The sequence below is a fragment of the Flavobacteriales bacterium genome (assembly GCA_016713875.1).
GTDB lineage: Bacteria > Bacteroidota > Bacteroidia > Flavobacteriales_F > PHOS-HE28 > PHOS-HE28.
Genome location: JADJOI010000003.1, coordinates 2,437,564 through 2,450,844, shown reverse-complemented (window position 1 = coordinate 2,450,844; position 13,281 = coordinate 2,437,564). Strand labels below are relative to the sequence as shown.

At 62.6% G+C, this 13,281-nt stretch carries 9 protein-coding genes; 6 read left to right on the top strand and 3 right to left on the bottom strand.

Annotated elements, in window-relative coordinates; translation table 11 throughout:
• Positions 1 to 963 carry an HmuY family protein gene (locus IPJ87_11965; protein ID MBK7942567.1) on the top strand — a complete coding sequence of 321 codons (963 nt, stop codon included), beginning with the start codon at positions 1 to 3 and terminating at the stop codon, positions 961 to 963.
• 5 nt (positions 964 to 968) lie between these two features.
• Here the strand turns inward: IPJ87_11965 and IPJ87_11960 are convergent, their stop codons facing one another.
• Positions 969 to 3,461 (bottom strand): outer membrane beta-barrel protein, encoded by a 2,493-nt coding sequence (locus IPJ87_11960; GenBank protein ID MBK7942566.1) that lies wholly within the window; start codon positions 3,459 to 3,461, stop codon positions 969 to 971.
• Positions 3,462 to 3,607: 146 nt separating this feature from the next.
• Positions 3,608 to 3,964, bottom strand: coding sequence for an RNA-binding protein (locus IPJ87_11955; GenBank protein MBK7942565.1), 357 nt, complete (start codon positions 3,962 to 3,964; stop codon positions 3,608 to 3,610).
• Between the two features lie 397 nt (positions 3,965 to 4,361).
• Here IPJ87_11955 and IPJ87_11950 point away from each other — a divergent pair, with 397 nt between their 5' ends.
• The 5 genes from IPJ87_11950 to IPJ87_11930 all read left to right on the top strand — a co-directional run bounded on the left by IPJ87_11950 (position 4,362) and on the right by IPJ87_11930 (position 12,359).
• The gene (locus tag IPJ87_11950; protein ID MBK7942564.1) at positions 4,362 to 5,549 is read left to right on the top strand and encodes an efflux RND transporter periplasmic adaptor subunit; all 1,188 of its coding nucleotides are present in this window, start codon (positions 4,362 to 4,364) and stop codon (positions 5,547 to 5,549) included.
• Between the two features lie 36 nt (positions 5,550 to 5,585).
• Positions 5,586 to 6,281, top strand: a complete 696-nt coding sequence (locus IPJ87_11945; protein ID MBK7942563.1) for an ABC transporter ATP-binding protein — start codon at positions 5,586 to 5,588, stop codon at positions 6,279 to 6,281.
• Between the two features lie 11 nt (positions 6,282 to 6,292).
• Positions 6,293 to 8,743 (top strand): ABC transporter permease, encoded by a 2,451-nt coding sequence (locus IPJ87_11940; protein ID MBK7942562.1) that lies wholly within the window; start codon positions 6,293 to 6,295, stop codon positions 8,741 to 8,743.
• An 11-nt stretch (positions 8,744 to 8,754) separates the two neighbouring features.
• The gene (locus IPJ87_11935) at positions 8,755 to 11,157 is read left to right on the top strand and encodes an ABC transporter permease (GenBank protein ID MBK7942561.1); all 2,403 of its coding nucleotides are present in this window, start codon (positions 8,755 to 8,757) and stop codon (positions 11,155 to 11,157) included.
• Between the two features lie 461 nt (positions 11,158 to 11,618).
• The gene (locus IPJ87_11930) at positions 11,619 to 12,359 is read left to right on the top strand and encodes a transposase (protein ID MBK7942560.1); all 741 of its coding nucleotides are present in this window, start codon (positions 11,619 to 11,621) and stop codon (positions 12,357 to 12,359) included.
• A 161-nt stretch (positions 12,360 to 12,520) separates the two neighbouring features.
• Here IPJ87_11930 and IPJ87_11925 read toward each other — a convergent pair whose 3' ends face one another.
• The gene (locus tag IPJ87_11925; GenBank protein ID MBK7942559.1) at positions 12,521 to 13,207 is read right to left on the bottom strand and encodes a PD-(D/E)XK motif protein; all 687 of its coding nucleotides are present in this window, start codon (positions 13,205 to 13,207) and stop codon (positions 12,521 to 12,523) included.
• Between the last annotated feature and the right edge of the window lie 74 nt (positions 13,208 to 13,281).

Sequence of the window (13,281 nt, the reverse complement as noted above, 5' to 3'; positions counted from 1 at the left end):
ATGCGTGCCACCGCCCTGCTCCCGCTCTCCTTCCTGCTGCTCACCGGCTGCCTGAAGGAGGAGTTGCCCATACCCGCGCGCCCGCGCGGTGAGGCCCAGCAGGTGCAGCTCTGCATGGGGAGCGGCTACCAGGACCAGCTGTGGGTGGACGTGTCCACGCGCAGCGTGGTGCGCAGCAATCCGAAGACCGCCTGGGACCTGGCCTTCGAGAGCGGACCGGACACCTGGCGGGTGTGGCTGAACGGAAGCCGCCTGATGACCGCCTGGTCCGTCGGTGCGGGCGACATGGCCGCACCGGCCGACACCGCGGGCATGTCGCTGGGCCGCCGCATCGACGCGCCCAGCGGGCATCCGGACAGCACGGCGATCGGTGACTGGCGCGGGGCGCAGGACATCCACCTCATCGATCTCGGGTACAACGCCTTCGGCGCCCACCTGGGCGTCCGCAAACTGCAGCTCCTGCAGGTCACCACCACGGCCTACGTGTTCCGCACGGCCGCGCTGGATGGCTCCGGGGTTCAGGAGCACACCCTGGCCAAGTCCGGTGCCTCCGCCTCCACCATGTTCAGCTTTGCCACGGGGCCCGTGGATGTCGAGCCGACCACGGGCAGCTGGGACATGGTCTTCACGCAGTACACGCACCAGTTCCACGAGCCCTTCATCCCCTACATCGTCACGGGGATCCTCACGCCGCCCGGGGTCCGTGTAGCGCGCATCACCGGTGCCGACATGGCCGCAGTGAGCCTGGCGGACACGATGCAGCATCCCTTCAGCACCGCCCGCGATGCCATCGGGTTCGATTGGAAGACCTACTCGTTCGACAATGGTGTCTACACGGTGGACCCCACCATCGTGTACATCATCCACGACGCGCAGGGCCTGTTCCACAAGCTGCACTTCCTGGATTTCTATGACGACATGGGCACGGTGGGCTGCCCCACCTGGGAGGTGCGGGAGCTCTAGCGCACCTACATCTCCATGCCACCGCCGTCGTTCGCATCTCGCTGCGGCTGCCTGCGTCGGAAGAACGAGCTGTTCTGCTCGCCGAACTTCCAGGTGAGGGTGAAGCGCACGAAGCGCATCTCGCGGCGACGATAGCTCTCCTGCTCGAAGGAGGCCGTCTCCACCGTGTTGCCCCAGCGCCGCGTGAAGAACACGTCGTTCACCGACACCACGGCGTTCAACCGGCGCGTGATGTCCTTGCCCACCGAGAGGTCCACGCCGTACTGTTCCAGGGTGCGCCCCTGCGGCTGGATCCGCGGCCCTTCGTACTCGCCGTTCACCTGGACGGACCAGTCCTTGGGCAGTCGGTAGTTCACCAGCAGCTTGGCGTTCCACAGAAAGCCCTGGTTGCGCTCGCCGCCGTTCACGGACGAGAGCGCCACATCCAGGTACTGCGCGGTGCCGCTCAGTGTGAACTGAAGGCCCCGCACCGGTTCCACCTTCAGCACGTTCTCCCAACCGGCCGTGACGCTGTGGCTGCCGTTCACAAAGGTGTTCAGCAGCACGGTGCTGTCCGTGGCCAGCGGGGTGCTGTAGCCCGTGATCACATCCTCGGTGTAGCGACCGAAGGCGCTGGTGAGCCAGCTGGCCTTCCCCTTCCAGAAGGGGAGCAGGTGGTTCACCTCGGCCAGGTTGTTCATCTCCGGGGCAAGACCCGGGTTGCCGATGCGCACGTTGCGGGCGTCGCTGAACATGATGAAGGGCATGATCTGCCAGAAGCGCGGCCGGTCGATCTTTCGCGAGAAGTTCACCTGCAGTTCGCGCAGGGTTCCGGGCCAGCGATGCACCAGGTACACCGCCGGGAACAGCGCCTTCAGCAGGTCCTGCCCGCCATCGGGGTATTTGTAGCTGAACACCTGGTCCTTGCCGATCAGTGCCGTCTCGAACCAGGTCTGCTCGAAGCGCAGCCCCGCCTGCAGGCTCCAGCGCTCGGTGAGCGTGCGCGTCCAGTTCACGTAGGCCGCGTTGATCAGGTCGGTGATGCGGTAGTCGTTCGTGAGCGCACTGTCGAGCTCGCCCGTGGGCGCCTGCGGCGTCGTCAGCAGCACGTCCAGCCAGGTGCGGTCCCACTTCAGGTTGCTCTTCACGCCGTACTCCAGCTTGCTGCGTTCGCTGAGCGGATCCGCCATGTCGAACTGGAAGGACCATTGGTCGTAGTACGACCCGCCCAGGTTGTCCTGGATGCGCGGCGTGGTGGTGTCGGGCCCGCCATCGGCGATGAAGCGCCGCAGGTCGAACCGTGACTCACTGTCGCGGTCCCACCGGTTATAGGTGAGGTCCACCGACCATTCCTTGCCCTCCTTGGGGCCCTTGTGCCGGAAGGCCAATTGTGAGGTCAGGCTTCGCGTGTCGCTCTCCGAGTCGTTCACCTGCGTGCCCGCTGAGCTGACCTGGCCGGTCGCCGTGCGGCTCTCGAAGGCCTGGCGCTCGCGGCCCGACATGTCGTGGAACCGGACGCCCTGCGACACGGACAGCACGCTGCGGTTGCTCACCTGCACATCCACACCGAAGCGACCGCCGAACATGCGCCGTCCCGACCGGCTGTCCGTGTCCTGCTCGAACGTGCCTGTCGGCAGGCCTTGGGCCAGGTCGGTGCGGAGCGTGAGCCCGTCGGTGACGTTGGTGCCGTCGTTGTAATTGGCGCTGAGGGTGAAGCCCCAGCGGCCTTCGCGCAGGTTGATGTTGCCGCCGGCCTGGTACCGGTCGTTCGTGCCCAGCCCGGCCTGGAGCTGCCCGCTGTAGCCGGGCTTGGTGCTCTTCTTCAGCACCACGTTGATGATGCCTCCGGTGCTGTTGGCGTCGAAGATCACCGAGGGGTTGGTGATCACCTCCACCCGTTCGATCTCCTCCGCAGGGATCTGCTCCAGCGTGAGCGATGAAGGGCGTCCGTCCACCAGGATCTGCGGGCGGGCACCCCGCATCTCCACGTTGCCCTCCACGTCCACGCTCAGGCCGGGCACGTTCTTCATCACGTCCACCCCCGATCCGCCGCGTGCCGCCAGATCCTTGTCCACGTTGAACACCCTGCAGTCCACCAGCATCTGCATCGGGCTCTTCTCGCGCACCACCGTGGCCTCCTGCAGCACTCCGGCATCCGCCTCCAACTTCAGGTTGCCCAGATCGACCTCAGGCTTTTCGCGGGTCACTTCCACGGCCTGCTCGATGGCGCGGTAGCCCAGGAAGCTCACCTGAAGGCGGTAGCGTCCGCCGGGCACCGGCTCCAGCAGGAAATCGCCGTTGCCGCGTACCATGGTGCCGGTGATCACGCTGTCTCGCCCGCCGGCGAACAGGGTCACCGTGGCGAATTCCGCCCCTTTGCTGCTGGCCGCATCGATCACCTTGCCGTAGATCCGGCCGTTCACCGGTCGCCCGCCACTGCCGGGGCGCTGGGCCATCAGCACCGTGAGCGGCGCGATGACGGCCACCAGGAGCAGGGCCCGGAGGGGGGGAAGGGACATGGGCGCAAAGCTACCGGGATGCCCGATGGCGGCCGAGCGCGGGCCGGCGGCCCCGGTCGAGATCAACATCTTTTCACAGGCACCCAGCAGGGCACGAACGAAAGAGCCCCGCCGAAGCGGGGCCCCTTGGATGGAATGGGGATGGATCACTCCTCGTCGCGGCGGTAAGAGCGCTCGCCACGGTCGCGGAACCCGCCGCGGTCGTTGCGGTAGCCGCCACGGTCGCCACCACCTCCTCCACGGAAGGGGCGGTCGCCCTCCGGACGGGGGCGGGCCTCGTTCACCACGAGGTCACGGCCGTGGAAATTCTTGCCGTTGGTGGCCTCGATGGCCTGACGGCCGGCGTTGTCATCGGACATCTCCACGAAACCGAAGCCGCGGCTCCGGTTGGTGGCCTTGTCCATGATGATCTTGGCCGAAGTGACCTCGCCGTAAGGCTCGAAGAGCTCACGGAGGTCCTGGTCCTTCACAGAGTAAGGGACGTTGGCGACGTAAATGTTCATGCGTTCTACTGACGTGTTTGGTTGGTCTTTGCCTGTGCCGTAGTGGTCTCGCCAAAGCACACTTCGGCCGTTGGGCGGCACGAAAGTAGGCAGAAGTCCGATCCCGGCAAGCGCCCCCTGCCCGGCAGGTCTTTCCCATCGGGCCTTCCTGGTCCCCGATACCGCGATCACGGCCGACCGCCCGGACCGTGTTGCCCTGGATGCCGATGGGCACCATGGTCAAGCTGGTCGGGGCTTTCCGGGACCACACGCTCCCTGTTCGTCCCTGCCGGTCATCGGCCCACCGGTCCGTCCCTTGGCGTGGGCCCGGGAGCCGGGCAACGTGCAGTTTCGGGCCGTGGACCGTGTCATCGACCCCCGGCCGGCCCGGAGGAGACGCCTGATCGCCTTCGGAGGAATGGCCGTTGCGATCCTCGTCGCCCTGGCCTTGTGGAGCAGCTCGTTCGCCACCAGCAGGGTCCGCGTGGAGACCGCCAAGGTCAGCATCGGAACCGTGGAGAAGGGGCTGTTCAAGGAGTTCATCCCCGTCACCGGCACGGTGCAGCCGATCCAGACGGTCTTCCTGGACGCGCTTGAAGGAGGCACCGTGAAGCACCGCTTCGTGGAGGACGGTACGCACGTGAAGGCGGGCGATCCCCTCATCGAGCTCAGCAATCCGCAGCTGCACATGGACGCCATCAACCGGGAGGCACAGCTGCTGGATCAGCAGAACAACCTGCGCAACACCCGTCTGGCGATGGATCAGCAGACCACCCGCCTACGCGATGACCTGCTGAACCTCGACAAGGACCTGAAGCGGCTCGAACGCGACCAGCACGTCAACGACCGACTGCTCCGGGATTCACTGCTCGCCCAGAACACCTACATGGCCGATCGTGAGAACCTGGAGTACATGCGAGAGAAGCGCAAGCTCGTGGCCGCCAATGTGCGCGCCGACTCGCTTTTCCGGCTCAGCCAGCTCGGCTCCATCACCGGCAACCTGGAGCTCATCCAGCAGAACCTGCGCTTCCTGCGCGACAACCTGCAGAACCTGGTGATCCGGGCGCCCATCGACGGGCAGCTCAGCGGGTTGAACGTGGAGCTGGGCCAGACCCGGCAGCGCGGCGAACGCATCGCCCAGATCGATGTGCTCGAGAGCTTCAAGGTGCGCGCGCGGATACCGGAGCATTATGTGAGCCGCGTGAGCATCGGCCTGCGAGGCACGTTCACGCATGCGGGACGCGAACATGCCATCGAGATCTTCAAGGTGTATCCCGAGGTAAGCAACGGCGAGTTCGATGTGGACATGCGCTTCGTGGGTGACAAGCCCGCCGTGCGCCGCGGCCAGACCTTTCAGGTGCGGCTCCAGTTGAGCGAGGACATGCAGGCGGTGCTCCTGCCACGCGGGCCCTTCTTCCAGGACACAGGCGGCGGCTGGGTCTACGTGGTGGATCCGGAAGGCACCGCCACCAAACGCGACGTGAAGCTCGGTCGCCAGAACCCCGATGTGTACGAAGTGCTGGAGGGCCTTCAACCCGGCGAACGGGTGGTGACGAGCCGCTATGCCGCATTCAATGACGCGGACGAACTCATCATCCAACAGTAAGGGCGGGAAATTTCCCGCCCCGACAAATCCGATCCCATGAGCCTCCTGAAGACCACCAGCCTCTCGAAGATCTACCGCACGGATACCGTGGAGACCACCGCCCTCAACCAGGTCAGCATCGACATCGCCCAGGGCGAGTTCGTGGCGATCATGGGACCGAGCGGCTGCGGGAAGTCCACGCTGCTCAACATCATCGGACTGCTCGATTCGCCCAGCAACGGCCAGTACTTCGTGAACGGAGAGGACGTGAGCGGCTACAACGAGCGCAAACGGGCAGAGGTGCGCAAGAACACCATCGGCTTCGTGTTCCAGAGCTTCAACCTGATCGATGAGCTGACCGTGGCCGAGAACATCGAGCTGCCGTTGATCTACACCAGCCTCGGTAAGGCCGAGCGGAAGCAACGGGTGCAGGCCGCCATGGATCGCATGAACATTGGTCATCGCGCAAAGCACTTCCCGCAACAGCTGAGCGGTGGCCAGCAACAACGTGTTGCGATCGCTCGCGCCGTGGTGAACAGCCCCAAGCTGATCCTCGCCGACGAGCCTACCGGTAACCTTGACAGCGCCATGGGCGAGGAGGTCATGGGCCTGCTCACCGACTTGAACAAGTCGGGAACGACGATCATCATCGTCACGCACAGCCTGCGCGATGCAGGCTACGCGCAACGCACGATCAAGCTGCTGGACGGAAAGGTGGTGGTGGGGAACGTGCCAGCGCAGGCGTTGCTATAGCCATTGATCAGATGTGGAAGAACTACCTCCTCATCGCCATTGGCCGCCATAGCGTCTACGCGACGGCGGCCTGGCGCACGCTCAAACGCGACAAGCTCTTCGCGGTGCTCAACATCATCGGCCTGGCCATCGGCGTGGTGGCCTGCATGCTCATCTACATCTATGTGCAGGATGAGCTGAGCTTCGATGCGAACCACCGCAAGTCCGACCGCATCTTCCGCATACAGGCGCACTACCACTTCGGTGATACCAAGGATGACTTCGGCATCACGCCGTTCCCGATCATGGAGGCGCTGCTGAAAGAGTACCCGGACATCGAGAGCGGTGCCTCGCTGTTCCAGCTGGGAGAAACAACCCTGGAGTATGCGGGAAAGCCCTACTTGTCAGAGAACGGCTACAACGCCGACACCAGCGCCTTCCGCGTCTTCGACTTCACTTGGGTGAAGGGCGGTCCTGATGCGCTCGACGAGCCGGACAACATCGTGATCATGCAGGAGATGGCCGTGCGCATGTTCGGCGCGGAGGATCCCATCGGCAAGCTGGTGACGCGCAACGGCCGCACCTTGAAGGTGGCCGGCGTGATCGATGAGAAGGCCGAGAACACGCACATCCCCATGGGCGTGTTCATGAGCCGCCTGGGCATGCCACCGCAAGCGCGCGAGCAGCTGAGCGAGAGTTGGGGCAACAACAGCTGTTTCAACTACCTGGTGCTGGCACCGGGCGTGAGCGCGCAGGACTTCCAGGGAAAGATGGACGCCTTCGTGGAGAAGTTCATCATCCCACGCTGGGGCGGCTGGGGCTTCAAGGGCGAGATCACCTTCAACCTGGAGCCCTTGCGCGATGTGCACTTCAACAACGACTTGATCTATGACACGCCAAAGAAGGGCAACAAGGCCTATGTCACGCTCTTCGCCATCGTGGCCGTGCTCATCCTCGCCATCGCCTGTATCAATTACATCAACATGAGCACTGCGGACGCCACGCGCCGCGCGAAGGAGGTGGCCTTGCGCAAGGTCTGCGGCGCGGAGCGAGGGCAGCTCGTTGCGCAGTTCATCGGCGGAAGCGTCATGATCGCGGTGATCGGCATCCTCGTCGCGCTCGGCATGCTCTGGCTGGCGCTCCCCGCCTTCAATGGCATTACCGGCAAGGAGATCGGCATGGGCTATCTGTTGCGTGGGAGTTTCGTGGCCGTCGTTCTGGTCATCGTACTGTGCATCGGTGTCGTGGCGGGGAGTTATCCCGCCTTCTTCCTTTCGCGCTTCGCACCGCAGCTGCTGCTGAAGGAAGGCGTGGCGAGCGGCGCTGGGCGCAACCGGGTGCGCAAAGTGCTCATGGGCGTGCAGTTCGCCATCGCGCTCTTCATGGTGGTGGGCACCTTGGCGGTGTTCGCGCAATTGCACTGGCTGCGCAGCACCGACATGGGCTTCCGCAAGGAGGATCTGCTCAGCATCACCATGCCATCGCCTCCAGGGCAGGACACGCTTGCCTGGGATGCCCTGCGGCCTTTGAAGCAGGAACTGATGCGCGAGAGCTTCGTCACCGGAGCTGCGTTCACGCAGAACCTGCCCGGTGAGGAAGGAGGGCGCTGGGTGCTGCGCGTGAAGACGCCCGAAGGCAAGATCGACAAGCCCATGCCCACCATGAACGTGGATCCCGACTTCCCGGCGCTGATCGGCCTGAAGCTGTTGGCCGGCCGGATGTTCGATACGAATATCCCCGGCGACAACGACCGGGCGGTGGTGGTGAACGAAAGCGCGGTGAAGGCCTTCGGCTGGACGGATCCGCTTGCGGAGAAGGTGTATGTGCCCGGCGACACGAGCGAGCACGAACTGAACGTGATAGGCGTGGTGAAGGACTTCCACTACACGAGCCTGCACACGCCCATAGAGCCGTTGTGCATGTTCCAGGGCGACCGGCGATACGGCGTTGAGAACCTCGTGCTCAGCCTCGCGCCCGGCGATGTGCGCCAGCAACTCGCATCCCTTCAGGAACGCTGGAAGGCATTGCGCCCGAACGACGATTGGGAGGCGACCTTTCTCACGGATGGCATCGCGCAGCTCTATCATGCAGAGGATGATCTCTACCGGGTCTTCTCCGCATTCGCCGTGCTCGCCATCCTGCTCACCGTGATGGGCCTCTATGGCCTCGCGTACTTCACCGCGCGACAACGCACACGCGAGATCGGCATCCGCCGGGTGATGGGCGCGCCGTTGTGGGACATCGTGCGCAGGCTCAACAAGGAGTTCGTTATGCTGCTCGGTCTGGCGCTGCTGGTGGCCTTCCCGCTGGCGTTCTATGCGATCGGCCGGTGGCTGGAGACCTTCGCCTACCACACGGACATTTCACCGATGCTCTACGCTGCCGCGCTGCTGATCACGCTCGTTGTGACCGTGCTCACGGTATCGGTGCAGGCGTATCGCGCGGCGGTGGCAGATCCGGTGAAGGCGTTGCGGTACGAATAAAGCGCAGCCCCATGCTCAAGAACCTCCTCCTCACCGGTTTCCGCAACCTCTGGAAGCAGAAGCTCTACACGCTCATCAATCTGCTCGGTCTGGCCACAGGGCTCGCCTGCTTCGTGCTCATCGGGCTCTACGTGCAGCACCAGCGCAGCTTCGACCGCTTCGTGCCGCACAACGAGCGCGTGTACCGCGTAGTGGGCGAGATCGAGATGGAGGGCCAGGGCGAGCATTCAAGCAGCATGGTCTTCGGCCTCGGACCAACGCTCTATGGCGACCACCCCGAACTGATCGAACGCTACTGCCGCTGGTTCGATTTCCAGGATCCGCAGCACACATTGAAGGTGGGCGACAGCCTCAGCACCGACAAGATGTTCACCGAGAGCGGACTCTATCTGGTGGACAGCACGGTCTTCGACATCTTCAACTACCCCCTGCTGGCGGGTGATCCGAAGACGGCGCTCACCAAGCCCGGCAGCATCGTGCTCTCGCAGGAGCTGGCGAAGAAGTACTTCGGCGATGCCGACCCGATGGGCCAGATGATGAAGTGGGACAACGCGATGGACGTGCAAGTGACCGGCATCCTCGGCGAGATCCCTCGCAACTCGCACATCAAGTTCGAAGGACTGGTCTCGTTCTACACCATCACGCAGTTCTGGCGGAACATCGAGCAGCACAACTGGGTGTGGAACCCCTGCTGGACCTACGTGCGGCTGAATGAGGGTATCAGCGCGGCTGAGGTGAACAGGATCTTCCCTGACTTCATTCACAAGTATTACCCGGACTTCTTGAAGGAGCAGATCGGGCACGAGTTGCAGCCGCTCACGGACATCCACCTGACCAGCAAGCTCGATTTCGAGATGCACCAGAACGGCGACAAGGGCAGCGTGAACATCCTGTGGGCGATCGGCTTCTTCATCATCGTGCTGGCGGGCGTCAACTTCATGAACCTCGCCACGGCGCGCAGTGCGTACCGAGCGCGGGAAGTGGGCGTGCGCAAGACGAACGGCGCCACTCGCGGTCAGTTGATCGGTCAGTTCCTGGCGGAGAGCGTGCTCATGAGCCTGATCGCGGCGTTGATCGCGTTGCTGCTGATCCAATTGCTGATGCCTGCCTTCAATCAGCTCGCTGGCGAGGCGATCCCACTTCCGTCGATGCTCGTCCCCGGCGTGTTGGGCATCGCCGTGATCGTGGGTTTGTTGAGCGGCATCTATCCGGCGTTCTTCCTTTCCTCGTTCCAGCCGGCGGTGGTGCTGAAAGCGAACGCGGCGGGCACCTCCAAAGGGCAAGCGCTGCGGAAGTTGCTCGTGGTGGTGCAGTTCGCCATAGCGCTGGTGCTCATCATCGGCACCGTGTTCGTGAAGCAGCAGCACGACCACCTGCAGAGCGTGGACCTTGGCTTCAACAAGGAGCAGGTGATCCTCATCCCGGTGCGCGCACCGATGTACGATGTGTACACGGCTGTTCTGCCGGAGTTGAAGAAGATCAGTGGCGTAAAGGCGGTGAGTTGGGCGAACGACATCATCGGCAAAAAGCACAACACGCACGAGTTCAACTGGGGCACCATGGAGCAGGGCAAGTGGACCTACCTGCCGTGCCTCTACGTGAATCCCGAGTTCCAGCAAGCCATGGACATCGAGCTCCTTGCCGGTCGCTGGTTCTCGCGCGAGTTCCCCGGCGATGATTCGCTCAGCGTGATCGTGAACGAGACGTTCGCACGCCAAACGCATCCCGATGATCCCGCCAAGGCGATCGGTGATCGTATGGACACGCCGCACGGTAAAGAGCGCATCATCGGCGTCACCAAGGACTTTGCTTTCGATCCACTCTTCAAGGCCGTGCAACCCTTCGTGTTCGACATGACCACCGACATCGGGCAATGGCTGCGCTACATCTACATCCGTACCGAGGGCGGTGATCCCACGCCCGTGATCGAAGCCGCGCGTAAGGAGTGGAACAGCCGCACCACGCAATTCCCCTTCGAGTACCAGTTCCTCGAGGACCAACTGAACATGCAGTACGAAGCACAGGGCCGCCTGGCGAAGCTCGTCGGCATCTTCTCATTGCTCGCGGTCTTCATCGCCTGCCTCGGCCTCTTCGCCCTCGCCTCCTGGACCGCCGAGAAACGAACGCGCGAGATCGGCATCCGCAAAGTGATGGGCGCTGATACGTTGCGGATCACCTACCTCGTCACGCGCGATTTCCTCTTCCTCGTGCTCATCGGCGCGCTGGTGGCCGTGCCGCTCGCGTGGTTCGGCGTGGGCCGCTGGCTGGAGAACTTCGCGTTCCGCACGGCCATCGAGCCGCTGGTGTTCGTGGGCGCGGCGCTTGTGGTGCTGCTGATCGCGACGTTCACCGTGAGCTTCCGGGCGATCCGGGCGGCGCAGACGGATCCGGTGCGGGCGTTGAGGCATGAGTAGGTGATGGTTTGGGCGTGCCGGTTCGCAAAGCCTCACCGTCGCGCTTTCCGCTACAACTCCGCGCCCTGATTACAGGGCTTGCGGGGTTTCCGCTGCAACTCTACACTTGGACGCTTGGAAGATGAAGCATCTTCGAAGTGAACAATTCCTCCGAAGGAGGCTGAGCAGGATCACAGGTGAACCAGTCCGCTGCGAAGGTGTGATGACCTATAGCGATTATCGGTACCTGCGGTCCCTCAGGTCTGAGGCTTGGATAGAATGTGAGGCTCACGGCCTACTAGAGTTGTCAAGTTCAGGACCCGATGCTCAGCGCTCCCCCAGGGGATCGTGTGTCACCAAAAATTAAACGAACATGAAGCACTGGATCGGGATCGACGGAGCAAGGCGACACTGGATGTGGCCCTGTTGGATGAACGCGGGACACTGACCGCAGAGATCAAGGTGGAGAACACCACCAGAGCGTGAAGGCGTTACTGCGCCGATGGACCAAGGAGTACACACTGGTCACAGGGGAATACCTGGCTTGCCTGGAGCCCACGGGCTACTACGGCCATGCGCTGCTGGAAGTGTTGGTGGAATTGGAGATCCCCACCTGGCTTGCTCATCCCAACGACATCAAGCAGAGCATTGGCATGACCCGGGGGAAGAGCGACCGGGTGGATGCGCTCAGGATCGCCGACTACGCCCGTCGCTTCCAAGACAAGTCACGGTTGTTCACGGCTGACCAGCCTGAAAATGAACAAGCTCAAGCAGCTCTTGAGCAAGCGCCAGAACTACGTGATGCGCAAGACCATGCACCAGCGGCGATGGACATGAACAAGCTCATGGACAAGGGCCTGCGCGGGCCGTTCACCCGGTTCGACAAGGCACAGATCAAAGCGCTCGACAAGGTGATCAACGAACTGCAAGGCATGATCGAGGACACCATCAACGCGGAGCCCGAATTGAGCAAGCGCTTCGAGCTGCTGAAGTCCGTGGAAGGCGTTGGGCTCATCCTGGGCTCACACCTGCTGGCCCTCACCGACGGCTTCACGCGGTTCACCTCACCGCGACAGCTAGCTTGCCATGCCGGCTGCGCACCCTTCGAGAACAGGTCAGGCACCAGCATCAGAGGGGCGCACCCGCGTATCGCACAATGCCAACCATACGCTCAAGGCTCTACTGCATGTCTCGGTGGTCGGCCTCATCCGGTTCCCCGGTGAGTTCCGCGCCTACTACGACCGCAAGGTGGCCGAGGGAAAACACAAGATGCTTGTCTTCAACGCCATGCGCAACAAGCTCATCCACCGTGTCTGTGCCGTGATCCGAAAGGGCGTGCCTTACGAGATACGAACACCCCTTGCACACGTCATAGAATAATCGCTCACGCGAGGACCAAGACCGTTTCACCATCAACGTCTGACAGGCGTACTGTGTAGGAAATTTCACTGACTCCCGTAGGCACGTCTGCTTGCAGTCTCGGGATTACACTCAAAGGGAAGTAGCGCAATGAGCCTCGCGCTCGCGACTCGTCGAACCGATGCTGCTCCGCTTTGAAATAGTCAGCACCAAGAGCGGCGGCAATTCCATTGTCCAAAACCAATGACTGCTCTGGTGATAGGCGTCGATGAAGTTCCTCGGCTAGGTTGAAAACGGATGACCCTTGTCCAATGCGTTCGACTAGCACGGATGCCACGTGTAGCGAAGTTTCTGCGGTCGGAGAGAGTTGACGATGTGAGAAGCGGTGTACCCGTTCCCCTGTTGCGGAACTCTTGACCTCGACTCGACGAGCACCAAGAACGAAATCATGCAGGCTCATTGGATCGGTATGCCAACCAATCACCCAAGCTCCCGAATCACTTTGAGCAGTCATCACGAACAACTCAGCCCAAAGCCCTTGTATGACTTTAGCATTGGGCCTACGAAGACTCTGAAGAAGGGTGACGAACCTTTGGATCAAGGCAGCAACGGTCGACGGCGTAGGTTGAGCCGAGATTTGCTCAGCAAGTGCGAGAGCAAAGCGCAAGAACATTTCCACTAGCACCTTATTCCCGCCGTGCAGCACGACCAAGGAAAAAAGGCCATGTTGCCTACTCTGCGCGATTTGAACGCTCCCTGAGATACCGTGTTGAACAGTCAAGTGCT

What these genes read in the sequence shown, in the direction of transcription:
- IPJ87_11960 (MBK7942566.1), bottom strand. Translation starts at nt 3,461, where the DNA reads ATGTCCCTTCCCCCCCTCCGGGCCCTGCTCCTGGTGGCCGTCATCGCG.
- IPJ87_11965 (MBK7942567.1), top strand. Translation starts at nt 1, where the DNA reads ATGCGTGCCACCGCCCTGCTCCCGCTCTCCTTCCTGCTGCTCACCGGC.
- IPJ87_11935 (MBK7942561.1), top strand. Translation starts at nt 8,755, where the DNA reads ATGCTCAAGAACCTCCTCCTCACCGGTTTCCGCAACCTCTGGAAGCAG.
- IPJ87_11945 (MBK7942563.1), top strand. Translation starts at nt 5,586, where the DNA reads ATGAGCCTCCTGAAGACCACCAGCCTCTCGAAGATCTACCGCACGGAT.
- IPJ87_11940 (MBK7942562.1), top strand. Translation starts at nt 6,293, where the DNA reads ATGTGGAAGAACTACCTCCTCATCGCCATTGGCCGCCATAGCGTCTAC.
- IPJ87_11950 (MBK7942564.1), top strand. Translation starts at nt 4,362, where the DNA reads ATGGCCGTTGCGATCCTCGTCGCCCTGGCCTTGTGGAGCAGCTCGTTC.
- IPJ87_11955 (MBK7942565.1), bottom strand. Translation starts at nt 3,964, where the DNA reads ATGAACATTTACGTCGCCAACGTCCCTTACTCTGTGAAGGACCAGGAC.